The organism is Pantoea sp. SGAir0183 (assembly GCF_043545505.1).
Window position 1 is genome coordinate 3,014,698 of record NZ_CP028053.1, and the last position, 25,131, is coordinate 3,039,828.

Here is a 25,131-nt window from a genome sequence, read left to right on the forward strand (position 1 = left end):
TATTCGGGTCAACAGAACGGCCAGCGAATAAGCCAACCCTTGTATAGACAGGAGCAAAGTATGTCAGGTTCGTCTCAGGGATTACGTCTGGTGCCAGGCAAGGTCGATCTCGCGATGTTGCGCGCAATATATCAAGGCAACGTCACACTCAGCCTTGATGACGGCGCCCGCCACGCCATCACTGAAGCGCAACAAACCGTTGAAGCGATTGTGGCCTCCGGTAGCGTGGTGTACGGCATCAATACCGGTTTCGGTAAACTGGCGCAGACTCAAATCCCCGCCAGCCGCCTTGCCGATCTGCAGCGAAACCTGGTGCTGTCTCACAGCGTCGGCCTGGGGGAACTTCTGCCCGATAACGTGACGCGCCTGGTGGTCGCCAGCAAAATCATCAGCCTTTCCCGTGGTCATTCTGGCGTGCGGATTGAACTGGTGGAGGCGTTGCTGGCCCTGTTCAATGCGGGCGTGATGCCGTGCATTCCCGCCAAAGGATCGGTGGGGGCCTCTGGCGATCTGGCCCCACTGGCGCACATGTCGCTGATGCTGCTGGGTGAAGGTGAAGTACGGGTCAACGGTGAACGTATTCCGGCGACGGAAGGTCTGGCAAAAGTGGGCCTGACGCCGTTTGTGCTGGGTCCCAAAGAAGGGCTGGCCTTACTCAACGGTACCCAGGTATCGACTGCGCTGGCCCTGCGCGGCCTGTTCGAAGCGGAAAATCTGTTTGCCGCAGGCTTAATGGCGGGCGCGCTGTCGCTGGAAGCGATTAAAGGCTCATTAAAACCGTTCGACGCGCGTATTCATCAGGCGCGTGGCCAGCATGGCCAGATTGCCGTGGCGGCCGCCGTCACCGCCCTGATTGAAGGCAGCGAGATCCTGGGTTCTCATACCCATTGTGGGCGCGTGCAGGATCCCTACTCTGTCCGCTGCGTCCCTCAGGTCATGGGAGCGTGCCTGGATAACCTCAGCCATGCCGCCCGCATCCTGCAGATTGAAGCCAACGCCGCGTCCGATAACCCGCTGGTGTTCACCGAAACCGGTGATGTGATCTCCGGTGGCAACTTCCATGCTGAACCCGTGGCTTTTGCCGCAGACATTATTGCCCTGGCCGTCGCCGAAGTGGGCGCCATCTCTGAACGTCGACTGGCCCTGCTGCTGGATACCGGTTTGTCCGGTCTGCCCCCTTTCCTGGTCCGCGACGGCGGCGTGAACTCCGGTTTTATGATTGCTCAGGTCACCGCGGCGGCGCTCGCCTCCGAAAATAAATCGCTGGCGCATCCCGGCAGCGTCGACAGTTTGCCTACCTCGGCTAACCAGGAAGATCACGTGTCGATGGCCACCTATGCCGCCCGCCGACTGGGCGACATGTGCTTTAACAGCGCGGCGGTAGTCGGCATTGAAGCCATGGCAGCGGCCCAGGGCATTGAGTTTCATCGTCCCCTGCAAAGTTCTGCACTGATAGAACAGGCCATTGGCACGATCCGCGAACGCGTCGCCTTCCTTGAGGAAGACCGCCTGCTGGCACCGGACATCGAAGCGATGCGCCAGTGGGCAAGCCGCTGCGACTGGCCGCAGGCACTCACCGCATTGTTACCCAGCATGGGCACCCATTCAGTTGAATAAGGAATCCGTCATGAGCGAAACCCTGTCAAAAGTGGTAGCACGCGAGATTCGTGCGCCGCGTGGAAATACACTGCACTGCGCAAACTGGTTGATTGAAGCGGCCTACCGCATGATTCAGAACAACCTCGATCCCGATGTGGCAGAGCGCCCGGAGGATTTGGTGGTCTATGGTGGGATTGGTAAAGCCGCGCGTAACTGGGCATGCTTTGAGCAAATTTTACGTTCGCTACAGGTGCTGCAACCCGACGAAACCCTGCTGATCCAGTCGGGCAAGCCGGTTGGCGTGTTTCGCACCCATGCGGATGCGCCACGCGTACTGCTGGCTAATTCCAATCTGGTGCCGCACTGGGCCAACTGGGATCACTTCCATGAACTCGATAAGGCCGGGCTGATGATGTACGGCCAGATGACCGCCGGTTCCTGGATTTACATCGGTGCGCAGGGGATTGTACAGGGCACCTACGAGACGTTTGTCGAGGCCGGACGTCAGCATTACAACAATGATTTAAGTGGACGCTGGATCCTGACGGCCGGATTAGGCGGCATGGGCGGTGCCCAACCGCTGGCCGGCGTGCTGGCCGGGGCCTGCGTGCTGGCCATTGAATGTCAGGAATCGCGTATCGATTTCCGTTTACGCACCCGCTATGTCGATCACAAAGCCACCTCGCTGGATGAAGCCCTGACGTTAATCCACGCGGCCACGCAGGCGAAAAAGGCAATCTCCGTGGGTCTGTTAGGCAACGCGGCAGAAATCCTGCCGGAGCTGGTGAAACGCGCCAAAGCCGGTGGGCCGAAGCCGGACATCGTGACCGATCAAACCTCGGCGCACGATCCCGTCAACGGCTATCTGCCGATTGACTGGGATGTGTCGCGCTGGGAGCAGGAACGTAAGGCGAATCCTAAAGCCGTAGAAAAAGCCGCCCGCGCCTCCATGGCGGTGCATGTGCAGGCGATGCTCGACTTTTGTCACATGGGCATCCCTACTGTGGATTATGGCAACAATATCCGCCAGGTCGCGCTGGATGAAGGTGTCAGCAACGCGTTTGATTTCCCCGGTTTTGTGCCCGCCTATATCCGTCCCCTGTTTTGCGAGGGCAAAGGACCGTTTCGCTGGGTGGCCCTGTCTGGCGATCCGGAGGATATCTATAAAACGGACGCTAAACTCAAAGCGCTCTTCCCTGAACATAAAACGCTGCATCGCTGGCTGGATATGGCGCAGGAACGCATCGCTTTCCAGGGGGTACCGGCACGTATCTGCTGGCTGGGGCTGGGCGAACGCCATCTTGCGGCGCTGGCCTTTAATGACATGGTGCGCACCGGCGAGCTGAAAGCGCCGATAGTCATTGGCCGCGATCATCTCGACTGCGGTTCTGTCGCCTCGCCCAACCGTGAAACCGAAGCGATGAAAGACGGTTCGGACGCGGTCTCTGACTGGCCATTACTGAACGCCCTGCTCAACACGGCGGGCGGTGCGACCTGGGTCAGTCTGCACCACGGCGGCGGTGTGGGCATGGGCTTCTCTCAGCACGCCGGCGTGGTGATTGTGTGTGACGGCAGTGAAGCGGCAGATGCGCGTCTGGGCCGCGTGCTGTGGAACGATCCCGCCACCGGCGTGATGCGCCATGCCGATGCCGGCTATGAACTGGCGCAGACCTGTGCCCAAAAGCACGGACTGAACTTACCGATGCAATAACGGTATCAAAACGCGCGGTTCCGGCGAGCACCATGCCGGAACCGCACAGCCCCAGCCTGCTGTCACATCGAGCCACGTCAGACGGTAATGAACCTACGACAATCCGGATAATACGCCCATAAACCGTGTTGAACCCACAGCATCATCGAATGCCAGAGTAAGATGGATCTTACCGGAACCTGCGCCGTGCCCCTGCTGGCCGAACCGTCCTGCGAAGACAGCCTTATCGGTATTGGCTTTCTGTGCGTGATACGAGAACCGGCATAAACGACTGCATTTTTGTACACTTGCTTATTACTTATTCCATTTTGATTTAGCCTGTCATCCCATTTCGCCTTTTCGGTAATAGACGTACCGCTGTCAGATCTCTAAAGTGAAGCTTCCTGAATGATATGGAGCGCGATACTGCATGACTCTTTCCCCTGCCCTGCTTGACGAAGCGCTGCGCTGGCGCCATCAGTTTCATCGCGAACCTGAACTGGGTTATCAGGAACATCAGACCAGCGATAAGGTCGCTCAGGAGCTGGAATTTGCAGGCCTGCAGGTGTTTCGCGGTCTGGCTGGCACCGGCGTGGTGGGCACGCTGGAAAATGGCGCCGGGCCGGTTATCGGCCTGCGCGCGGATATGGATGCGCTGCCGATCAACGAGAAAGGTGATGCGGCCTGGCGCTCTGCGACGCCCGGCGTGATGCATGCCTGCGGCCATGATGGTCACACGGCAATTTTGCTGGCGGCAGCAAAACATCTGGCGGCTACGCGTCGCTTCAGCGGCACTGTGCATTTCATTTTTCAGCCGGCGGAAGAGAATCTGGGCGGTGCACGCAAAATGGTCGAAGAGGGCTTATTTACGCGCTTCCCGATGGATGCCGTTTACGCGATGCATAACTGGCCGGGCTTACCGCTGGGATCGCTGGCCGTCAATCCCGGCGCAATGATGGCCTCGCTGGACGCCTTTGAAATCACCCTGAGCGGTAAGAGTTGCCATGCGGCCATGCCGGAGAGCGGTGCCGATCCGATGGTGGTCGCCGCCGAACTGATCCTGGCGCTGCAAACTATTCCCTCACGTCGCCTGTCGCCGCTGTCATCTGCGGTTGTCAGCGTCACCCAGATTCAGGGCGGTGAGGCGATTAACGTGATTCCGGAGCAGATTGTTCTGCGCGGAACGGTGCGCTGTCTGCAGGACGACGTGCGCAAACGGGTTCATGCCCTTGTTGATGATTTTGTGACGACGCTGCCGAAACCTTTTGGCGTATGTGGGGCCATTCACTGGCTGCCCGGCTATCCGGTAACGGCGAATCATGCTGGCCCGGCTCAGCAGGTGCATGACGTTGCCGTTAGTACCTTCGGCGAAGGCCAGGTGCGCTGGCAGGTGAATCCGTCCATGGCCTCGGAAGACTTTGCCTGTATGCTGGAAGCCTGCCCTGGCGCCTACTTCTGGCTGGGTGCCGATGGCGCAACGCCCTCCGCACCGCTGCACAATGCCCATTATGACTTCAATGATGCGCTGATTCCGACCGGAATCCAGTTCTGGCAGAACCTGGTGGAACAGGCTCTGCCACAGACGCGCGCTTAAAAACCCGCTGCCGCGAGCCTGTCCAGACCGGCCTGCAGCGTCGCCGCCTCACCGCTGGCACGCAGGCAGCAGGCAATCTGCAGACGCAGCGAGGCGGGCAGTGGACGTTGCTGATTCAGCACCTCCTGCGTCCAGCGCGCGGTCTCCTCTGCCGATTTGTCCGCGGGCAGCGCTACACTGATTTCCGGCTGCCTCTCCACCCAGACCTCGGCCTGCTGTCCAGCACCGCCCACGTAGCTGATGGACGGGCAGCGCTGCGGATTGGCGTAAACCTCGCCCTCTGTGCCATTCAGCAAAATAGCCGGGGCATCGATATCAAAAAAAAACGTTGCCACCCGCGGCACGTATTCGGGATGCGAGACGCTCGACAGGCGTAGCGCCTCGCGTTCGCCAAACGGGGTGGCCAGTTTTGCCAGCGTATGGGCGCTGTTGCGGACGCCCATGCGCCAGCGCAGCGACAGCTGTTTTGCCATTGGCGGACAGAGGTGATCGATGGTGATAAACACCAGTTCGCCCTTGTCGAGCAACGTCTGTGCCTGCTCTGCAGTGGTGACCGGCATGATGCCCAGCGCCGCAAACACCGCTTCGCTGGTGATGCGCGTCGCATCGTCACTGACGCCGTGAACCAGCACCGGCAAACCCAGCCGGTTCAGCACCAGCGCCAGCAGGGGCGTCAGATTGCCCTGACGACGCGCACCGTTATAGCTGGGAATGACCACGGGCATCGGACGGCCTGCGGGTGCCTGCAGGCGCAGCATACGCGCCTGCATCGCCTGATAAAATCCGCGCATCTCCGCCTCGCCCTCGCCCTTGATACGCAGGGCAATTAAAATACTGCCCATTTCAAGATCCGGTACGCTGCCGTCCAGCATAGCGCCGTAAAGTGCAACGGCACTGTCGAAATCAATATCACGTGCATGGTTCTTACCACGCCCGACTTCTTTGATAATTTTATTCAGTTCCATCACTCGTTTCCGTTCAGTGGTACCGACTTAACGCCGCGTCGCACGCGGTTTGCGCGCGCCAGGTTTGGATCGGGCCTTCAGGGCTTCAGGCTCAGGCGTCACCGGTTGTTCAATGGCGAACACGGGCAACGCGGCTAACAGCCGGGCACCGTAAGCTTTGCTCAGCAGACGGCGATCGTAAATCACGATTTCGCCATAGCACTGGTGGCTGCGAATTAAGCGCCCGACCTGCTGAATTAACGTAAAGGAGGCGCTGGGCAGGCTTTGCACTTCAAACGGATAGCGTTTGAGACTTTTTAGCCACTCTCCCTCGGTTAAAATTACCGGACTGTCTATGGGCGGGAAAGCGATTTTATGAATGTGCACCTGGCTGAGCAGCTCGCCTTTTAAATCCAGCCCCTCGGCAAAGGACTGCAAACCAATCAGAATGCTGGTTTCGCCCTGTTCTATCCGCTTACGGTGCAGGGCGATCAGCCGGCTACGCGGTTGATCGCCCTGCACCAGCATCATCAGGCGCAACTCGGGCAACGCCTCGACAAATTGCTGCATGGCCCGACCGCTGGCAAAGAGGACCAGAATGCCTTTGTGTTTATCGGTCTGCATTTGCTGGCGAAAAAAGGCCGCCATCTCGGCGATATGGGCTGCTTCATTCGCCATCAGCGGCTCGTAGCGCATCTGCGGGATAACGAGCTTACCCTGGTCGACGTGGCTGAACGGCGAGTCCAGCGCCACGAAGCGGTCCCCGGCCTTTTCATTCAGCCCGGACATCTCCTGCAGGCGGGTAAAACTGTTTAATGAGCGCAGTGTCGCAGAGGTCACCACCACATGCGGGATTTTCCGCCACAGCATTTTTTCCAGTTGATCGCAGACGCGAATGCCTGCGCAGTGAAACAAGAGATGTGCCTGTCCCTCACGCAGCTCGCGGGTAATCCATTTGGAGACGGGTGCACCAGAGGCTTTCTCCATCGCGGCCAGCCGCCACAGTTTGCTGACCGATTCAAACCAGCCAAAGTGGCGGTTAAGCTGCAATAAATTGCGATGCAGACGGACCAGATCAACGCTGCCGGTTTGTTCACTCAGCGCGTTGATCAGTCCCTCCGCCAGCCCGCGCAGCGCATCGCTCAGCTTAAACAGACGCGCGCACAGCGCCAGCACATCCTCAGGCAACGCGCCCAGTACAAAGCGAAACTCGCCGGGCTGATTATGCGCGGGTAACAGCGGGCTCAATGCATCGCTTATCACGGTCAGTAACTCGCGCAGTTCATCACAGTGCGCTTTCAGGCGTTTAGAACTGGCCAGCGGAGGCGGCGACTTGGGCCGCATCTGGCTCATTATCGCCTCGACCAGTTTGACAAACAGATCGAGCTGCAGGCTGGTCCAGCCCGGCGTAATATCCGCGCTCATCTCCAGCGCATCCCGCGCCACGTCGGGCAGATGGTGGCCTTCATCCACCACCAGCATCAGGTTTTTGGCGGGCGGCAATACCGATTCATTTTCCATTGCCGCCATCACCAGCGCGTGGTTGGCGACCACCACATCGACCTGCTCGATCTCACGTCGCGCGATAAAAAACGGACACTCCCGATACCAGCGACAATGCACGCCCAGACAACTGGCTTTATCCGTCGACAGGCGCTGCCACAGGCTGTCGCTGACGTTTTCATCGCTGTGATCGCGCAGGCCATCCCACTGATGGCGATCGAGTGACTTTTGCAGCCGTCCGCACAGGATCTGCTCGTCTTTGGTGCTGCTGACCGCGTCATCATCCAGGTAGAACAGCAAATCAGCCTGCTGATGATCATCCGCCACCAGCGCAGCCAGGTTACGCGGGCAGACGTAACGTCCCCGCCCAAAGGCCGCTGTAAAGGTTAAATCCGGAATGATTTTTTTCAGCAACGGCAAGTCTTTGCTGAAGATTTGATCCTGCAAGGCCACGTTGGCCGTGCTGATCACCAGCCGTTTCTCTTCGGCACGGCTGACGGCGATACCGGGGATCAGATAAGAAAGGGTTTTGCCCACGCCCGTGGGCGCTTCCACGGCCAGGTGACGACCGTCATCACCCGACAGGCATTTTGCCACCTCAGCAATCATCTGACGCTGGGCCGGGCGAGGAATAAAATCGGGCACCTGTTGCTGCAGCGCTTTGTACCACTGTGCTATCTGGCTTTTTATTGCTGCTGTCAGGGCCATGTTCAGATTACCGTGTTACTCATTGGCCTGTATTTTTACACAGTATTGCGGTGTCGTCAGCTTTCAGGTCTGTTTTTTCGTGCCCGCTTCAGAAACGGGCGGCGAGGCGAGCGGGCTGAGCACCGGACAAACCGAGCGGCGCAGTGCATGTTTGATTGCCGATCCCGTTGACCCGGCGCACTCTCGCAGCACATCCGCTACGTCAGCAGCTTAAACATCACCGTGGTCGCGTCCATCTCACCGTGAATGGATTCCGCATAGAGAGGAATAAATCCGGCCACCTGCCAGTTCAGCGCCAGGTAAAGCTCGCTGGCGACATCGCCACGCCGCGTGTCCAGCACCAGTAAGCGTTTCCCCTGCTGGCGTGCCCGCTGCTCTGCCTGCTGCATTAACTGGCGTGCAATGCCCTGCCGCCGCGCGCGGGGATGCACTAATAATTTACTGATCTCGGCCCGGTGTCGGCCATTCGGCATTGCGCTCGCGTTCAGCATAACCGTCGCGACAACCGTGCCATGCTGACGGGCGACCAGCAGCTCACTTTGGCCCTGTTCCAGTCCGGCAAGCTGACGTTGCCAGAACTGATGAATGGCCGCCCGGTCATCGGGATCGATAAACCCGACGCTGGCCCCGTCGGCGACACAGGCCTGTAAAACCTCGACCAGCTCGCTTAACGCCTGGTGCGCCGCACCGGCGCTGAGTGGTTCATAGAGTGTCATGGTTTACATACCACCAGCAGGTAACGCGCACCTTCAGTCAGATGCGCCTGAAAGCCGGATGCGCCCGTAAGATGGAAACGCAGGCTGTCGCCCGGACCGAGTGTCCAGCTCTGCGCGCCCATCGTTACCGTCAGTTGCCCTTGTCGCAGCCAGATATGCTGCTCCATGCCCTGCACGGGCGGCGCATTATAATCAATACGGGCACCCGGTCGCAGCGTTCCCTCAATAAGCTCACATCGGAAGGTGGCCGCAGGCGGCGATACGTTACGGCGAATAAAACCGCTGGCTTCGTCCTGCCAGACCGGTTGGCGATCGCGCGGAATCAGCAGATCGTTACCTTCTTCAACTTCGCTCAACAGGCGTGACATTGTTAAACTGTAAGCGACGCATAAGCGGTTCAGGAGAGCAGCCGTTGGACTGGTTTCAGCGCGCTCAATACGCGATAATGTTGCCCGGCTAATGCCTGTTGCGGTGGATAACTCATCCAGTGACCAGCCCTGTTTTATGCGCAGTTCTGCCAGGCGAGCCGCGAGGCGTTGTTCAGTATTATCAGCAGCCATTTTTATCTCTATTATGAAATTTAATTCTCATAAATGAGATAGGACACCATTTAAGCGCAGCCGTCAAGTTGTACATTTAAAAATTGGTTGTACAACTTAACAGGCTTCGCTATGGTGGTTTCATTCAGGTCAGTGAAAGAGGTAAATATGACCTTATACAGTATCGGCGACGTCGCCGAGCGCTGTGGCATAAATCCGGTTACCTTACGCGCCTGGCAACGACGTTATGGATTATTGAAACCACAACGTACTGAAGGCGGTCATCGACAGTTCGATGAAGAAGATGTTCAGCGCATCCAGGAAATTATGCGCTGGATTGAGAGTGGAGTCCCGGTAGGCAAGGTAAAAGCCCTACTGGAAGGCGGCGATGTTGATACGCATGATGGCTGGACGGCCATGCAGGACGAGCTTATCAGCATACTGCGCCATGTAAGACCGGCAAAGCTACGCAATAAAATCGCCTTAATTGGTCGCGAATATGCAGTCGATTCGTTGATCGATCATGTTTTTATGCCCGTAAGGCAAAAACTCAGCCTTGATCAGAATACGGCCCGCACGATGTGCAGCCTGCTGGACGGCATTCTGATCGACTATGTGGCGTTCTGTCTTGCCAGTAATCGCAAAAAGGCAGGCAAGGAAGCGCTGATCATTGGCTGGGGCATTGAGGATCGAACCCGCATCTGGCTGGAAGGCTGGCGGTTATCCCAGCATGGCTGGCGGATTGATGTGCTGTCAGAACCGCTGGATGTTCCGCGACCGGAGCTGTTTCCCGGGCTGAATATGTTTGTTTTTACGGGGAAAAAACTGACGCGTCGTCAGCAGGAACAACTGTCGCACTGGCAGGAGCAGGGATTCTCTGTGCTTTTGCATGAGGCTCACTGACACAAAAACGCACGCTCGGCACTATGACGGCTGCCTTGCGCGCGCTATCATCCCCGCCTTCCCATCAACACCTTCAGGTTATTTATGAACTGGAAAAAAACCTTTTTCGCCACGCTGTTTGCTATTCTGGCGCTTGGCGGAACCAGTGGGCTGATGCTGGTTGGCTATTCGCTCATCGTCCATTCACGCTAAATCTGCGCTGTAGCCGTTCAAACAGGCGATCGCAGACAATCGCCAACAGTGCGACCAGTAAAGCGCCCTGCAGCACATAGGCGGTATTAAAGCCGCTTAATCCAATAATGATGGGCGATCCCAGGCTTTTTGCCCCTACGGTAGAGGCGATGGCTGCCGTACCGATATTGATAATCACCGACGTGCGCATTCCCGCAATAATCACCGGCGCGGCCAGGGCGAGCTCCACCTGCCATAAGCGCTGCCAACGGCTCATTCCCACCCCTACGGCAATCTCCCGGCTGCTGGCAGGCACGTTGTCCAGCCCTGCTAAGGTGCCCTGAAGGATGGGCAGCAAACCATAGAGCAACAATGCCACGATCGCGGGCCAGGCGCCAAATCCCATCACCGGTATCGCAATGGCCAGCACGGCCACAGGCGGGATGGTCTGACCGGCTGCCGCAATGGTTTCCAGCAGAGGGCGGAAAGCGCGGCCACTGCGACGCGTCGCCAGCACGCCACAGCCGACGCCGATAACGGTTGCCAGCAGACTGGCTACGACCACTAAAAACAGGTGCGCCAGGGTGAGTTGCCAGAAACTGTCCTGCTGGTAGAGTGGGCGCGCAAGTTCAGGAAACCAGGCGGCAAACAGCGGGCCACTGTAGGGCATCGCCCAGAGCAGTCCCAGATAGAGCAGCACCAGCCACAGTAGCGGATCGGCTAACCGTCGCATCGGCCCGTCTCCGCATGATGCAGCAGGTCAGCGAAGTGAAGCACACCAAGCGGGCGGTGATCGCCATCGACTACCGGCAATTTATCGGTGCCGCGACTGATAAACTGCGACAGCGCCTCACGTAACGTCAGATCTGCCCTGAGCGGTTCTGCTTCCAGCCATTCGCCATGACGCACCACGCTGCCGACCTGTCCGAGCGCCAGTAGCCGCAGTCCTCTTTCACTGCGGCCAAAAAAATCCCGGACAAAATCGTTGCCTGGCCGGGTCAGCAACGTCAGCGGTTTCCCCTGCTGAACGATCTCACCGTCATGGAGCAGCACGATGTTGTCGGCCAGCGTCAGGGCTTCATCAATATCATGCGTCACCAACACAATCGTGCAGCCGGAAACCTGATGGATACGTAACATTTCCTGTTGTAGCGCGCTGCGCGTTACCGGATCCAGTGCACCAAACGGTTCATCCATCAGTAACACCTGGGGATCGGCTGCCAGCGCCCGGGCAACCCCGACGCGCTGCTGCTGCCCGCCGGAAAGCTGATGCGGATAGCGATGCAATAAGGCCGGATCCAGATTCAGTAGCGTGATGAGTTCCGCAATTCGTGCCTGGCGGCGTGCATTCGGCCAGCCAAGCAAGGCGGGCACCGTGGCAATATTCTTTTCGATCGTCCAGTGGGGAAATAACCCCGTCGACTGAATCGCATAGCCCATTTGTCGGCGCAGGGCCTGCGCATCCAGCTGACGAATCGACGTCCCCCGAAAGCGAATATCGCCCTGATCGTACTCCACCAGGCGGTTGATCATTTTCAGCGTGGTCGACTTGCCGGAACCCGACGTACCCAACAGAACGCTAAAGCTTCCCTCGGCAAGCGTCAGAGAAAGATTTTTCACCGCCGCCTGGCCCGCAAAGTATTTTGTGACGCGCTCAAACTCAATCATCGCTTCGCTCCAGCAGGGCTATCACTACCCGAAATAACGCATCCAGCACGACCGCCAGCGCAATGACCGGGATCACGCCTAACAGCACCAGATCCAGCGCATTGCTCAGCAATCCCTGGAAAATAATGGCGCCGAATCCGCCTGCGCCAATCAGCGCCGCGATCACCGCCATGCCCAGCGTCTGCACCACCACCACACGTAATCCTGCCAGCCACACTGGCAACGCCAGGGGGACGTCAACGGCAAGGAACTGCTGGCGGCGGCTCAGTCCCATGCCGCGCGCAGTTTCGCGCACGTCCGGAGGCACCTGTTGCAGACCGGTCACCACATTGCGCACAAGCGGCAACAGCGCATAGAGCACCAGGGCGATGATCGCGGGCGCCATCCCAATGCCGCTGATGCCCCATTCACCTGCCAGGGGAACACGTTTTGCCAGCGCCGCCAGCGGGGCAATCAGTAAACCAAACAACGCCACTGAGGGCACTGTCTGAACGACATTCAGTACGCCAAACACACTGCTTTGCCAGCCAGGCCGTCGGTAGAGCGCTATGCCAAGCGGCAACGCGATGAATAAGGCAGGCAGAACGGTGCCGACTAATAACGTCAGATGGCGCAGTAAAGCGGCATCGAACACCGCCTCACGACTGGCATATTCTTTAAGCAGAGACAGCTGTGAAAGTTGACCGCTGAACAGCAGAAACAGAGGGATGATCCAGACCGACAGATTCAGCACGAGCTGCCAGCGCTTATGTTTGGTTAACTGACGCACCGTATCCGTGATGAGCAGTAGCGTAATGGCACTTGCACACCACATGCCGCTGGCAAACCGGGTACGCGCGAGCCGGCTACCCTGCTCCGCCACCCATGTTGCCTGATCGCCGCACACGCCAGTCAGCGCCGCCAACAGCAGGGCGGCGGTGAGGAATTGCAGGGCGCTGCGCAGGGAAGACGATCGTATCCATAACAGTGCCACCAGCATCAGCCACAGCGGGAGCACCAGGCTGCCGTGTGCGGTTTGCCAGAGCATCAGGGACTGGCCGCTGACCAGCCGGTTGGCCGCCACAATGACAAACGGCAGCCCGCCCAGCACCAGACTCAGGAGCAAAACAAGGACCAGAGCCACAGGCTGTCGCCAGGGCCAGTTGATGACCGACCGCGTAAGCGACACCGTTACAGCAGCTTTTGCTGTTGCAGCCACGCTTTTGCCACACTGCTGGCATCCTGCCCTTCCACAGCAATTTTGGCGTTGAGCTGTTGCAATGTTTTTTCGTCAAGTGCACTGAACGCCGGTTTTAGCCAGGCATCCATTTGCGGATAGGCTTTGAGCACCGCTTCACGTACAACGGGTGTGGGCGCATAGATGGGCTGCACGCCTTTGGGATCGCTCAGGGTTTTCAGGCCCAGCGCGGCAACCGGGCCATCCGTGCCGTAGGCCATGGCCGCATTTACCCCGGAGGTTTGCTGGGCGGCCGCACCGATAGTTACCGCCGTATCGCCGCCTGCCAGCGACAACAGTTGATCCTGCTTAAGCGTAAAGTCATAGGCTTTTTCAAAGGCCGGCAACGCATCGCTGCGTTCAATAAATTCCGCCGAGGCAGCCAGCTTAAACGTACCGCCTTTTTTGAGGTAAGCGCTCAGGTCCTGAAGTGAATTAAGCTGATTTTTTTCGGCCACATCATTGCGCACCGCAATGGTCCAGGTGTTATTGGCGGGCGCGGGCGTCAGCCAGATCAGGTGATTTTTCTCTGCATCCAGCTTTTTGACCTTCTCATAACCCTGACGGGCATTCTTCCAGGCGCTGTCTTTTTCGTCGTTAAAAAAGAACGCGCCATTACCGGTGTATTCCGGGTAGATATCCAGTTCCCCCGCCGTAATGGCACCGCGTACCACCTGGGTGGCGCCCAACTGGATTTTATTCACGGTTTTGACACCATGCTTTTCCAGCACCAGCAGAATCACATTTCCCAACAGTGAGCCTTCGGTATCAATCTTGGAACCGACACGAACCGGTTCGGCCGCATGCACCATCCCGAGGCTAAACACTACTGCACCGATGCCCGCCCAACCGCGAATAGTTGCCATGTTGCTTTCCTTATCACGTTATTCACCTGGAGTCGCCGTTGGTTGTCAGCACTGCGTAACGCGCACGGGCACCCCACCGTTTTTATTCATTGCAATAAAAGCGTAGCCTGGTAACAGCGTTGCGCGATGGGTTTTGTGACGAAACCGGCCCTGACCGCATCAGCCAGGGCGAGAACGTTATGCCGGGAAAGTGAAATGCTCAAGGTAGGCAGGAATACGCGGGAATGTATGAAGAAACCAGGGCGTAAACTGCTGCGGCTGCTGCTGCATTTGCCGGGCGATATCCTGCATTGAACGGTAGTCGAAAGCGTCGGCCTCCTGCGGATTAAGCTGGGGCAGCTCATCGCTGACCGCAAAAAACACATGGCCGTATTCATGCTCTGTCAGACCATTACTCAGGGGCAGGTTGTAGCTCAGTTCGAAGATCGGCGTCAGCGACAAGGTCATGCCCATTTCTTCACGTAACCGACGTTCAGCCGCGTCTTTAGTCGACTCATGAGGATAAGGATGGCCGCAGCAGGTATTACTCCAGAGGCCGCCGCAATGGTATTTATCGCTGGCGCGACGCTGAAGCAGCAATTCCTGACGGGCGTTAAAAACATACACCGTCACGGCACGGTGCAGTAATCCTTTTTCATGTACTTCCAGCTTTTCCATTTTGCCAGTGGGGCGATCAAGATGGTCGACGAGGATGACTTCAATAGCAGACATGAGGATTCCTTGAATGTGTTCCTCATCATTCTGGCACAAGATCGGCGAGGTTGAGGGGATAAAATTGTGCTGTTTATGCACAAATCTGTCAGAGGGTGAAGCCGATCGGCAAAAATATCGGGCCAGCGGAGGCTGGCCCGATGGGCGTTACAGTTTAAAGCTTTTAACAACCTGTTCCAGTTGCAGACTTTGCGCTTCCATCGCCTGGGCGGCTGAAGAGACTTCTTCAACCAGCACGGCGTTTTGCTGCGTGGTGCTGTCTAGCTGGTTGATGGCCACGTTGACCTGCTCAATGCCCATGCTCTGTTCACGGCTGGCCGCCATAATCTCGCTCATCAGGGTGGTCACGCTGCTGACGCCCTGCACCAGTTCGTCCATCGTCTGCCCGGCCTGCTCGACCAACTGGCTACCCGCATCGATATTGGCTACGGACTCTTCGATGAGTTTTTTGATCTCACGGGCAGAGTTAGCGGAACGTTGCGCCAGGTTACGGACTTCTGATGCCACCACGGCAAAGCCCCGGCCCTGTTCTCCGGCACGCGCCGCTTCAACGGCGGCGTTCAGCGCCAGGATATTGGTCTGGAAGGCAATGCTGTCGATCACGCTAATGATATCCACGACTTTACGTGAAGAGTGATGGATTTCACCCATAGTGCTGACGACCTGCCGAACCACCTCTGTGCCACGTGCCGCCACCTGTGACGCCTCACCGGCCAGCTGGTTCGCATGTGTGGCGTTATCGGCGTTCTGACGCACGGTGCCGGTCAGCTGTTCCATTGAGGCCGCCGTCTCAACAATCGAGCTGGCCTGATCTTCCGTCCGTGACGACAGATTCGTATTACCGCTGGCAATTTCACGTGATGCGGCTGAAATGGCCAGTGCGCTGCTGCCAACCTGCTGCATTAACCCTTGCAGGTAGCTGATAAAATTATTGAAGCTCTGTGCCACCGCGTTGAATTCCGGGCTGTTGCTGGCCGGCAGGCGCTGGGTCAAATCCGCACCGCCTGTCGACAAGGCTTCAATATTTTGATTCAGCATTCTCAGGCGCTTCATCATCGCGCGGACAAAGCCTAACAGCACCAGTAACAGAATAACTGCCAGCGGGATCTGTACCAGGCCCAGACGCATCAGCATGTTGTGGGACTGTGCTTTCAGGAGGCTGCTCGGAACGCTACTGGCCAGATACCACGGGCTGCCCGGAATAGCCTGTAAAAACAGCGTCTGTTCACCGTCATGACTATTGTAAGTGGTTTCTGTCGGCTGGGTGCCTGCGTGAGCCAGCAGGGTTTTCAATGGCCCAGCCATTGGATTCTGCAGATCGCTCAGGTTCTCAAGTTTTGGCGTACCGTTCGCCAGCGCTGCGTTGCCGACCACTTTGCCGTCAGACTCAACGATCAGTACGTCTCCATGAATCGCCTCGCCCATTTTTTTAGCCAGTTGGTTGAAAAAACCCAACGTAACGTCGATGGTTGAGACGCCCCAGACGGAACCGTCGCGGTAGATGGCCATCGCACAGTTGGTACGCGGCTGTGGGCTGGCGGCATCCTGATAAGCCTTAGCCCAGGCGCACTGCCCTTTTGGTGCAGCCATCCCGTCTTTGTACCAGGGTTGCTCCCAGTACTTGTCAGCCGCCTCAGAGTTCCAGTAGGTATTCACCTGCAGCTTATTGCTTGCATCACGCGCGAAAAAGCTGCTGTCTTTCTCTTTTCCGGCTTCGCGACGATTAGGTAAGGGCCAGATACCGCCGCCAAAGACGTTGCTGTCCTGATACTGGTTGACCAGCGCCGGTAATAAGGTGTCGATCGCCGCGCTGTCGATGACGGCCGCAGCCTCGGTGATGGCGCGTTGCTGCGCCTGCACACGGTTCATTTGCTCAACAATGCCGGTAGCCAGTGAATCCACCTGATAACGAATCAGGCGGCTTTCATTTTCCACCAGTTGAGGCGCAACAAACTGATTAATTACCCAGATAGTGACCAACATTAACGCAACAAAGAAGCCGATAAGTGTTGCAGTGAAGCGGGATTGCGTGGTCTTTAACATTATTGTTCCCCTGACCTTTTGTGGCGCCATTGCCTGATCCGGGTTAACGGCACAGCAAAGGGGAACTTGAGTAGACTAGATCACAAATTTAACAAGTCATTTAACAATAAAGATATTTAATTGCGCCAGGTGCGTAACTTTCTTACCCCTGGCGGCAGGCGAGCACTCGATTGCGCGGCTTATCCCGCCTCGACGACCTGCTCGCGTGGCCGGAAAATATGGGTATTTCCGCCAGCGGAAAGGCGTTCACGAAGTTGTTGCCCGCCCTGGGGTTCAGCCTGTGCAAACTGACGCTCCGCTTCGGTTACCGGCGTGGCCCACAGTAACGTTGGCCTGTCGCCATCGCGCCTCGGCAGGACAAACTGCGCGCTTTCCGGTGCCAGCTCGTTGGCTAACAGATAGCTTTCAAATCCCACAGGTGCCACTTCCGAAGCGAGTGTATGGCCTTCGCCGAGCCAGGTGAGGCGCGCCCATGGTAAATGCACAAATTCTGCCAGCGCGCTGGCCATTTGCACCGCATTGCTCTCCGTCATCACCTCGCCATCAACAGCCATGCCCAGCTCTGCCCGGCGATAGTGCGGTGCCAGTTCATCAAACAGAAAATCCACCTGCGGCATAGGACGAATACTCATCCCCAGCGTCAGAAAATACCAGATGCCGTTGTGATAATGCTGCGACAGCGCCATTGGCGGCCAGTTGCCTTGATCGATCGCGTAGTATTTTACCGACTCGCCAAACTGCGCCTGATAACAGGTCATCAGATCCTGCTGTACCTTGTCCCATTCGCTGCCGTCATGCCATTCACGCCAGAACTGCCGTTGCTGTTCGGCCAGGGCGTAATAATGGTTAGTGGACGCCGAACCCAGGGGTGCGGTCAGCCGGTTCTTTTTAATACAGCCTGCAGAAAAACTGACCTGCTTATCCTGATAAAGACTCCAGCCCGGGATCACGGCAAGAAGCTGACCGTAGTACCAGAGTGCTGCGCCCGCATCGCCCGGTTCCCAGAGTATTTGCAACCCTACCGGATCCAGCGGCGGCTCCGCTTCCAGGTTACGACAGTATTCGGCACTTAACAGGGGGGCAATGCCCTGCGCCATCGCCTGGTGATCGTCCTCAACCGGCGCGGGCAGGAGGTTACGTAACCAGCAGCCCCGCACCGCAAACTGGCTACGAAACAGGTCAGTGGGCCAGATATAGAAATAAGCAGTACGCGCATCCTGTTCGACAATGGCCGTCAGGGTGCGCTGCTGATTGTGGGCTTCGGCAATCAGTGTTTGGTACGTCATAGCGCCTCATTCGTGCTTGAGGAATCCATTTTCCCCGAGGATAGAGCAGGATCATGCCTGTCGCCATGTCAGACAAGGGTAAAACTCTCAAAGTGGGGAGGTCCGGGCAGGATGGCTGAAGCAGAAACGGGACGCGCTTCCCCGGTACGGGGAAGCGTTAATCAGCACGAACCGGATGTCGGTTCGTGCCGGGGCTTACTGATAGGTAAACTGGGCGTTCTGGGTGCGTACCGAGTCCAGACCAATCATGACGTTAAATTTGCCCGGTTCAGCAACGTGTTTCATCTGCTGATTCCAGAATTTCAGTGCATCAACGTCAATCCTGAAGGTCACTTTCTGCGACTCCCCGGCTTTAAGCATGATCCGTTTGAACCCGTGCAGCTCTTTTACCGGCCGGCTCATGCTGGCTACCGGATCGTTCAGGTACAGCTGGACGACTGTGGCCCCGTCAACTTTACCGCTGTTTGTTACGGTCACGCTGGCTTCAACACTGCCGTTGTGCGGCATGGTTTCAGCGGACAGCGTCACCGGCGACACGGTAAACGTGGTATAGCTCAGGCCGTATCCAAACGGATAGAGCGGGCCATTTTCCGCATCGTAATAGTGGGACGTGTACTTGTTTGGCTTGGCAAAGTTATAAGGCCGGCCGGTCGGCAGATGGTTGTAATAGATGGGAATTTGTCCCACGGAACGCGGGAAGGACATCGGCAGCTTGCCGGACGGGTTGTAATCGCCAAACAGCACATCCGCAATGGCATTGCCCCCTTCTGTCCCGCTGAACCAGGTTTCCAGCATGGCATCGGCCATACGATCTTCGTTGACCAGCGCTAATGGACGACCGTTCATCAGTACGATGACCAGCGGCTTGCCTGTTGCCTTCAGCGCAGCCAGTAATTTTTGCTGCGCAGGTGGAATCATCAGATCGCTACGGCTGGACGCTTCGTGTGCCATCCCCTGCGCTTCCCCCACGGCGGCCACGACGACATCTGCCTGTTTTGCCTTCTCTACCGCCTCATCGATCATGGCCTGTGCGGAGCGCGGATCGACGACGATGGCAGGTTCATACATATTCAGGAAGTCCTGAATACCTTTGTTGTCTGACACATTGGATCCTTTGGCATACAGCAGCGTCGCTTTACCCTGCGTCGCATTTTGCATCCCCTGCAACAGCGAAACAGACTGTTTCGCGACACCTGCCGCTGACCAGCTGCCCATGATATCGCGCTGGCTGTCTGCCAGCGGCCCGATCAAGGCAATGGTGCCGGATTTTTTCAGCGGTAACGTATTCAGGCGGTTTTTCAGCAGCACCATACTTTTGCGTGCCACATCCCGGGCTTCGGGACGATGCAGGCGGCTTTCCGCATTGGTGTCCTGGGGATCGCTCTCTTTCGGCCCCAGATGACTATAGGGATCGTTAAACAGCCCCATGTCGTATTTCACGTTAAGCACGTGGCGCGCCGCATCGTCGATTTCCGCCCGACTGACAATGCCGCGTTTCACCAGGTCCGGTAAGTATTTGCTGTAATATTCATCGCTCATACTCATATCGACACCGGATTTGAGGGCAATACGCACCGCATCCTGGGGATCGCTGGCCACGCCATGTTTAATCAACTCTTTGATCGCACCGTGGTCGCTGATGGTGATCCCTTTAAATTTCCAGTCACGGCGCAGCAGATCTTTCAGCAGCCAGCTGTCGGCCGTGGCGGGCACACCATTAATGGAGTTGAGCGCCACCATGACGCCGCCGCTGCCGGCATCCAGAGAGGCTTTATACGGCGGCAGATAGTCCTGGAACATGCGTTGCGGACTCATGTCCACGGTGTTGTAATCCCGTCCGCCTTCAACCGCGCCGTACAGCGCAAAGTGCTTTACGCTGGTCATAATATTGTAGCGGTCTGCCGGGCTTTTGCCCTGCATCGCCTTCACCATGGTGCGTCCCATTTCGGACGTTAAATAGGTGTCCTCGCCGAAGCCTTCGGACACGCGTCCCCAGCGCGGCTCCCGGCTGACGTCAACCATCGGCGCCCAGGTCATATTTAACCCATCGTCTGCCGCTTCATAAGCTGAAATGCGCCCAACCTCTTTAACGGCATCCAGATCCCAGCTGGAGGCTAACGCCAGCGGAATCGGGAAAATCGTCCGCTGACCGTGCACGACGTCATAGGCGAAAAACAGCGGAATTTTCAGCCGGCTGAGCTGCATCACCTGATCCTGCATTGCCCGGATATCCGGGCGCGTAACCGTATTAAAAATCGCGCCCACCTGCCCCTTGTGGATCATCTCACGCACGGCTTCTTTTGGCGTATCCGGTCCCACGCTAATTAAACGCAACTGGCCAATTTTCTCATCCAGCGTCATCTTTTTAAGCAGATTATTGACGTAGGCATCACGCGCCTTTTCGGTCATCGGATGCTGAACGGTGGGCTCCCCGGCCAGTGCAGGTTGCAGCGCAAGGGAAACAGCGAGGCTAACAGCGCAAATCCATTTCATCGGGTTGGGTTCTCTTAAGTAACTGCGCAATATCGACTAAATGCAGGATGGCATCATCAGAGCATAGCATGTCGCCTGCGGCTATCACACTGCGCCCGACGCAACTGACGTGCTACAGTAAGGACGCATGCATACGACAAGGGAATTGCCCATGATGACATCGTCTGTCCTGATTGCCGATCTGCGCCGTCTGGTTGGCACAAGTAACGTTCTGACTGAGGCCGCGCACACGGCTCGCTATCGTAAAGGCTTTCGTTCTGGTGAAGGCGAGGCGCTGGCCGTGGTGTTTCCGGCTACGCTGCTGGAGCTGTGGCGCGTACTACAGACGCTGGTCGCTGCGGATGCGATCATTTTGATGCAGGCGGCCAATACCGGCCTGACCGAAGGCTCGACGCCGCAGGGCGACGACTACGATCGTCCGTTGGTGATTATCAGCACACTGAAGCTGGATAAGCTACAGCTCATCGATAAGGGCCGACAGGTCCTGGCCTTTCCGGGCAGTACCCTGTATCAACTGGAAAAGATCCTGAAGCCGCTGGGCCGTGAGCCGCACTCGGTGATTGGATCTTCCTGTATTGGTGCGTCGGTGCTGGGTGGCATCTGTAATAACTCTGGCGGCTCGCTGATCAAACGCGGCCCGGCCTACAGTGAAATGGCGCTGTTTGCTCAGATTGATGCCCAGGGGCGACTGAAGCTGGTCAATCATCTGGGCATTGACCTGGGCACCTCGCCGGAAGAGATTCTGGGACGTCTGGATGACGATCGCTGGCAGCCGGACGATGTCCTGCATGATGGCCGTCACGCGTCCGATCATGATTATGCTGACCGCGTGCGCGATGTGAATGCCGATACGCCCGCCCGTTTTAACGCGGATGCCCGTCGTCTGTTTGAAGCGTCCGGCTGCGCAGGCAAGCTGGCGGTTTTCGCGGTACGCCTGGACACATTTGAGCAGGAACCGCAGCAGCAGGTGTTCTATATCGGCACTAACGATGCCGCCGTGCTCAGCGACCTGCGCTGCCATATGCTGGCCCATTTTAAAAACCTGCCCGTTGCCGCGGAATATATGCACCGGGATATCTACGATATCGCCGAAGTGTACGGCAAAGATACATTCCTGATGATTGACAAGCTGGGCACCGACAAGATGCCCCTGTTTTTTACGCTTAAAGGTCGGGTTGACGGCTGGCTTAATAAACTGTCTTTCATAAAACCGCATCTGACTGACCGGCTGCTGCAACGGCTGAGTCGCCTGTTTCCGGCGCATCTGCCGAAACGCATGAAGCAGTATCGCGATAAATACCAGCATCATTTAATGCTGAAAATGTCGGGTGACGGCGTCGAAGAGGCGCGCAACTACCTGCGGGAGTTTTTCCGTGAAGGTGGCGGAGAGTTTTTTGAGTGCGAAGGCAAAGAAGGCGCGCACGCTTTCCTGCACCGCTTTGCCGCTGCCGGTGCGGCAGTGCGTTATCACGCCGTTCACGCCACAGAGGTGGAAGATATTCTGGCGCTGGATATTGCGCTGCGCCGCAATGACAGAGACTGGTTCGAAACCCTGCCTGCCGGGATAACGCAGTCACTCAGTCATCAGCTGTATTACGGCCATTTTTTCTGCCATGTCTTCCATCAGGACTACATCGTTAAAAAAGGGGTAGATGTCCATGCCCTGAAAGCGCAAATGCTGGCGATTCTGAAGACGCGCGGCGCGGAGTATCCGGCAGAGCATAACGTCGGCCATCTTTATCAGGCCCAGCCGCAGTTGGCCGCGTTCTATCGTCAGCTCGATCCGACCAACAGCTTTAACCCCGGTATTGGCAAAACCAGTAAGCTGAAAGGCTGGGCGGTCAGGCAGCCCTGACGCCTCAAAAGGCCATGAAAAAACAGGCAGCCATAGGGCTGCCTGTTTCATTAACGCGGTTGCTCTGTGACCGTTACGTCATCGCTGACATCCGAGGCCAGCAGCTGGCGACGTTCGATAATCATGGTCTGCGGCGTCGACAGGACGATCCCTTCTTTACGTAATCGCGTCAGAATATCAAACAGCAGATCGCTTTTTGCGCCTGCAATCTGGCGCTGGCTGGCCACGTTACCGGTTACGCTGAGTACAATGCCCTGCGCGGTAAGATCTTTAAACGACACTGACGGTTCCGGCGTCTCCAGAATGCGCTCATTCTCTTCATACACCTTAAGCAGAATTTCACGTACCTGCACGGGGTCAATATTGAGCGGGAACGTCAGGGTAATCGTCACCACGCCCTGCGCGTTACCCATGGTCGCGTTACGGACGTTCTGAGAAATAAACTGCGAGTTAGGCACGATCACCGTAGATTTATCGCCCAGCTGAATTTCCGTCGCACGCACGTTGATACGACGAATATCCCCTTCCACGCCGCTGATCGTCACCAGATCGCCCACTTTCACCGGGCGCTCAGTCAGCAGAATCAAACCCGAAATAAAGTTCTTAACGATCTCCTGTAAGCCGAAACCGATACCGACGGATAATGCACTGACGATCCAGGCCAGCTTGTTCCATTGCAGCCCCATAATCGACAGGGTCAGCAGGATAATCAGCACATAGCCCACGTTACTGAACAGCGTCACCAGGGACACCCGCATCCCGCTGTCCATGGTGGTTTTGGGCAGGAAGTCGTTGTCCAGCCAGCGCCGCACTGAACGCAAGACGTAAATCCCGACAATCAGGCACAGCAATGCATTAACCAGGTGCGCCGGAACGATATTCAGCGACTCCAGGCCTTTACCGCCCCAGAATTCGATGGCTTTCTGCAACAACTCAATCGGCGTGGACGAGGCAAAGGTGCCGTTGAGCAGCGCCAGCGCCACAAACAGCACCAGGAACGTTTTACCTATCGCCGCCAGAATGGTCGCCACCTGCTGCAGATGACGTTCATCAATGTTCAGTGAACTCTGGATGCGTTTACCTGTCGTGTTACTGATCGAGAACAGACTCTCACAGCCGTCGTTGACCAGATGACTGAGAATATAAAATGAGCCAAACAAAATGCCGCACCACACCAGCTCATAGCTGAGAAAACGCGCCAGCGTGACGTAGCCGATCACCAGTGAGGCCAGGATGGTCAGCGCGGTGATCGTCAGCGCCATCTGAATCAATCCAACCAGGGTAGAACGCGCTTCCGGCGGCGTACCCGACTGCGCCAGGCGACGACGAACGCGCTTGGTGCGCATGCTGATCGCCAGTGCCGTAGTGCCGATAAGTAATGCTGTCAGGCCGTTGGCAAAAATACTGGTATTCAGGCTGGTGCCGACGGTGTAGTTAAAGGACTCGACCATCTGAAAGATAAACACCAGCAGGGCCGTAATCGGCGGGAACGGTTTAAGCGCGATGGCGACTTCGTTCGAAATCGTCGGCAGACGCCAGCTGGGGCGACGCGTGGATAAAAAGGCACGGCCCAGCCCGGCAATCAGGCCGCAGTAGACGCTGAGTTCGACCAGACGGTAAATAAAGTCCTGCACATCGCTGGAGACTTCATCGCGGCGCGTAAAGGCCTGCGAAATAAAGACGAAGGTCAGGACAACGGCCGCCAGGCTGGTCAGCGCCACGGCAGTCGCCAGAAAACTACGGCGCAAACGCCCTTCAGGCAATTTATTGATACTGACCCAGGCCAGGAACTCTTCACCATAGCGACGGCCGAGCGTCATCACCAGCACCGCGGCCAGCAACCAGCCAACCGTGCCAATGCGCCAGCCCGGCTCCCAGGAGAGTGCGGCCGTGTCTTTCAGCTCATTGAGAAAATCGCCAATTTTTTCCGCATCCAGATCCTGACTACTTAACACGGGCGCCCAGAAGCGCGGCCCCAGAATACTGCCTGAATTCAGGGCGAGTTTATTTTTTAGCTGGTCGCGGCGCAGATTGACGATTTGTGAGGAGAGCATCAGTGCACTGTTTTTAATGCCTTCCGCCTGCTTGATTTGATCGTCAAGCTTGCTCTTCTGACTTTCCAGCGCGCTGCGTTTGCGCGTCACGTCCGGTGTCTCTTTGACGCCGCTTTCCGGTTTGGGTGCCGGACCGAGCACGGCCAGCTGCGCTTCCAGTTGTTGACGATCGGGCTGTAACGCCTGCGCAAGCGTATCCGTATTGCCTGATAGCTCCAGCGCCATCTCATTCAAACGACTGAGCTTATTTTCGTCGCTTTCAACGGAGACCTGGCTTTTAATTTTATCGAGGATCTTCTGCATTTTCGGCAGCTCGACAGAGGCATCCACCTTGGGTTTGTCGTCGGTTTGCTGCGAGGCTTGCGTCGCATCGTCGGCAAAACTCAGCGCGGGGGCGAGCGTCATCAACGCGAAAAAAATCAGAACACTAAATGAACGTAACTTGAGCATATCAATGAGATTCCGGCACAGTAATCAGGCGAATCACCCTCGCCATTTGCGGGTAGTTTAGATTTTCGTCTGCCATGAAACTATAGGAATACAGGTCAATCTCAGCCGGGGAACCGTAGCGC

Annotated in this window: 18 protein-coding genes; 5 read left to right on the forward strand and 13 right to left on the reverse strand. The window is 57.0% G+C overall.

Features of this window, described 5'->3' with window-relative positions; translation table 11 throughout:
• The first annotated feature begins 60 nt into the window (after positions 1-60).
• From hutH to C1N59_RS14020, 3 genes are all read left to right on the forward strand, one after another.
• Positions 61-1,617, forward strand: coding sequence for a histidine ammonia-lyase (gene hutH, locus C1N59_RS14010; protein WP_058707629.1), 1,557 nt, complete (start codon positions 61-63; stop codon positions 1,615-1,617).
• Between the two features lie 10 nt (positions 1,618-1,627).
• The gene (gene hutU, locus C1N59_RS14015; protein WP_394549765.1) at positions 1,628-3,310 is read left to right on the forward strand and encodes a urocanate hydratase; all 1,683 of its coding nucleotides are present in this window, start codon (positions 1,628-1,630) and stop codon (positions 3,308-3,310) included.
• Between the two features lie 409 nt (positions 3,311-3,719).
• On the forward strand, positions 3,720-4,883 hold the full coding sequence (locus tag C1N59_RS14020; protein ID WP_058707631.1) for a M20 aminoacylase family protein: 1,164 nt from the start codon (positions 3,720-3,722) through the stop codon (positions 4,881-4,883).
• Here the strand turns inward: C1N59_RS14020 and ybiB are convergent.
• The 4 genes from ybiB to C1N59_RS14040 all read right to left on the reverse strand — a co-directional run bounded on the left by ybiB (position 4,880) and on the right by C1N59_RS14040 (position 9,314).
• Entirely contained in the window at positions 4,880-5,848 is a 969-nt protein-coding gene (gene ybiB, locus C1N59_RS14025; RefSeq protein ID WP_394549767.1) for a DNA-binding protein YbiB, read from the reverse strand. The two genes, C1N59_RS14020 and ybiB, sit on opposite strands and share 4 nt — an antisense overlap.
• 27 nt (positions 5,849-5,875) lie before the next feature.
• Positions 5,876-8,038 carry an ATP-dependent DNA helicase DinG gene (dinG, locus tag C1N59_RS14030; RefSeq protein ID WP_394549769.1) on the reverse strand — a complete coding sequence of 721 codons (2,163 nt, stop codon included), beginning with the start codon at positions 8,036-8,038 and terminating at the stop codon, positions 5,876-5,878.
• A gap of 197 nt (positions 8,039-8,235) precedes the next feature.
• The gene (locus tag C1N59_RS14035; RefSeq protein WP_058707634.1) at positions 8,236-8,754 is read right to left on the reverse strand and encodes a GNAT family N-acetyltransferase; all 519 of its coding nucleotides are present in this window, start codon (positions 8,752-8,754) and stop codon (positions 8,236-8,238) included.
• Positions 8,751-9,314: a helix-turn-helix domain-containing protein gene (locus C1N59_RS14040; protein ID WP_006118574.1), complete on the reverse strand. Its 564-nt coding sequence runs from the start codon at positions 9,312-9,314 to the stop codon at positions 8,751-8,753. Before C1N59_RS14040 ends, C1N59_RS14035 begins: the two co-directional genes overlap by 4 nt.
• Positions 9,315-9,461: 147 nt before the next feature.
• On the opposite strand from C1N59_RS14040, the gene C1N59_RS14045 reads away from it, so the two are divergent.
• Positions 9,462-10,196 (forward strand): MerR family transcriptional regulator, encoded by a 735-nt coding sequence (locus C1N59_RS14045; RefSeq protein ID WP_006118575.1) that lies wholly within the window; start codon positions 9,462-9,464, stop codon positions 10,194-10,196.
• A gap of 172 nt (positions 10,197-10,368) precedes the next feature.
• On the opposite strand, the gene C1N59_RS14050 is transcribed toward C1N59_RS14045, so the two are convergent.
• From C1N59_RS14050 to bglX, 8 genes are all read right to left on the reverse strand, one after another.
• On the reverse strand, positions 10,369-11,100 hold the full coding sequence (locus C1N59_RS14050) for an ABC transporter permease (protein ID WP_033737703.1): 732 nt from the start codon (positions 11,098-11,100) through the stop codon (positions 10,369-10,371).
• Complete coding sequence (locus tag C1N59_RS14055) at positions 11,088-12,035, reverse strand: ABC transporter ATP-binding protein (RefSeq protein WP_058707635.1); 948 nt, start codon at positions 12,033-12,035, stop codon at positions 11,088-11,090. Before C1N59_RS14055 ends, C1N59_RS14050 begins: the two co-directional genes overlap by 13 nt.
• Positions 12,028-13,203: an ABC transporter permease gene (locus tag C1N59_RS14060; RefSeq protein WP_394550863.1), complete on the reverse strand. Its 1,176-nt coding sequence runs from the start codon at positions 13,201-13,203 to the stop codon at positions 12,028-12,030. The genes C1N59_RS14055 and C1N59_RS14060 overlap by 8 nt, the downstream gene beginning before the upstream one ends.
• 2 nt (positions 13,204-13,205) lie before the next feature.
• Positions 13,206-14,117 carry a glycine betaine ABC transporter substrate-binding protein OsmF gene (locus C1N59_RS14065; RefSeq protein ID WP_394549771.1) on the reverse strand — a complete coding sequence of 304 codons (912 nt, stop codon included), beginning with the start codon at positions 14,115-14,117 and terminating at the stop codon, positions 13,206-13,208.
• Between the two features lie 177 nt (positions 14,118-14,294).
• A complete protein-coding gene (gene idi, locus C1N59_RS14070) occupies positions 14,295-14,828 on the reverse strand; it encodes an isopentenyl-diphosphate Delta-isomerase (RefSeq protein ID WP_006118580.1) in 534 nt (177 codons plus the stop codon).
• A gap of 147 nt (positions 14,829-14,975) precedes the next feature.
• Entirely contained in the window at positions 14,976-16,871 is a 1,896-nt protein-coding gene (locus C1N59_RS14075; RefSeq protein WP_054634278.1) for a methyl-accepting chemotaxis protein, read from the reverse strand.
• Positions 16,872-17,050: 179 nt separating this feature from the next.
• Positions 17,051-18,157: a suppressor of fused domain protein gene (locus C1N59_RS14080; RefSeq protein ID WP_394549773.1), complete on the reverse strand. Its 1,107-nt coding sequence runs from the start codon at positions 18,155-18,157 to the stop codon at positions 17,051-17,053.
• A gap of 195 nt (positions 18,158-18,352) precedes the next feature.
• A complete protein-coding gene (bglX, locus tag C1N59_RS14085) occupies positions 18,353-20,650 on the reverse strand; it encodes a beta-glucosidase BglX (RefSeq protein WP_033737709.1) in 2,298 nt (765 codons plus the stop codon).
• 151 nt (positions 20,651-20,801) lie between these two features.
• On the opposite strand from bglX, the gene dld reads away from it, so the two are divergent.
• Complete coding sequence (dld, locus tag C1N59_RS14090; RefSeq protein WP_039341475.1) at positions 20,802-22,505, forward strand: D-lactate dehydrogenase; 1,704 nt, start codon at positions 20,802-20,804, stop codon at positions 22,503-22,505.
• Positions 22,506-22,555: 50 nt separating this feature from the next.
• On the opposite strand, the gene C1N59_RS14095 is transcribed toward dld, so the two are convergent.
• Entirely contained in the window at positions 22,556-25,009 is a 2,454-nt protein-coding gene (locus C1N59_RS14095) for a DUF3772 domain-containing protein (protein WP_394549776.1), read from the reverse strand.
• Between the last annotated feature and the right edge of the window lie 122 nt (positions 25,010-25,131).

What these genes read in the sequence shown, in the direction of transcription:
- dinG (WP_394549769.1), bottom strand. Translation starts at nt 8,038, where the DNA reads ATGGCCCTGACAGCAGCAATAAAAAGCCAGATAGCACAGTGGTACAAA.
- C1N59_RS14095 (WP_394549776.1), bottom strand. Translation starts at nt 25,009, where the DNA reads ATGCTCAAGTTACGTTCATTTAGTGTTCTGATTTTTTTCGCGTTGATG.
- C1N59_RS14050 (WP_033737703.1), bottom strand. Translation starts at nt 11,100, where the DNA reads ATGCGACGGTTAGCCGATCCGCTACTGTGGCTGGTGCTGCTCTATCTG.
- hutU (WP_394549765.1), top strand. Translation starts at nt 1,628, where the DNA reads ATGAGCGAAACCCTGTCAAAAGTGGTAGCACGCGAGATTCGTGCGCCG.
- C1N59_RS14075 (WP_054634278.1), bottom strand. Translation starts at nt 16,871, where the DNA reads ATGTTAAAGACCACGCAATCCCGCTTCACTGCAACACTTATCGGCTTC.
- C1N59_RS14045 (WP_006118575.1), top strand. Translation starts at nt 9,462, where the DNA reads ATGACCTTATACAGTATCGGCGACGTCGCCGAGCGCTGTGGCATAAAT.
- idi (WP_006118580.1), bottom strand. Translation starts at nt 14,828, where the DNA reads ATGTCTGCTATTGAAGTCATCCTCGTCGACCATCTTGATCGCCCCACT.
- C1N59_RS14080 (WP_394549773.1), bottom strand. Translation starts at nt 18,157, where the DNA reads ATGACGTACCAAACACTGATTGCCGAAGCCCACAATCAGCAGCGCACC.
- dld (WP_039341475.1), top strand. Translation starts at nt 20,802, where the DNA reads ATGATGACATCGTCTGTCCTGATTGCCGATCTGCGCCGTCTGGTTGGC.
- C1N59_RS14020 (WP_058707631.1), top strand. Translation starts at nt 3,720, where the DNA reads ATGACTCTTTCCCCTGCCCTGCTTGACGAAGCGCTGCGCTGGCGCCAT.
- C1N59_RS14065 (WP_394549771.1), bottom strand. Translation starts at nt 14,117, where the DNA reads ATGGCAACTATTCGCGGTTGGGCGGGCATCGGTGCAGTAGTGTTTAGC.
- ybiB (WP_394549767.1), bottom strand. Translation starts at nt 5,848, where the DNA reads ATGGAACTGAATAAAATTATCAAAGAAGTCGGGCGTGGTAAGAACCAT.
- C1N59_RS14040 (WP_006118574.1), bottom strand. Translation starts at nt 9,314, where the DNA reads ATGGCTGCTGATAATACTGAACAACGCCTCGCGGCTCGCCTGGCAGAA.
- C1N59_RS14055 (WP_058707635.1), bottom strand. Translation starts at nt 12,035, where the DNA reads ATGATTGAGTTTGAGCGCGTCACAAAATACTTTGCGGGCCAGGCGGCG.
- C1N59_RS14035 (WP_058707634.1), bottom strand. Translation starts at nt 8,754, where the DNA reads ATGACACTCTATGAACCACTCAGCGCCGGTGCGGCGCACCAGGCGTTA.
- bglX (WP_033737709.1), bottom strand. Translation starts at nt 20,650, where the DNA reads ATGAAATGGATTTGCGCTGTTAGCCTCGCTGTTTCCCTTGCGCTGCAA.
- hutH (WP_058707629.1), top strand. Translation starts at nt 61, where the DNA reads ATGTCAGGTTCGTCTCAGGGATTACGTCTGGTGCCAGGCAAGGTCGAT.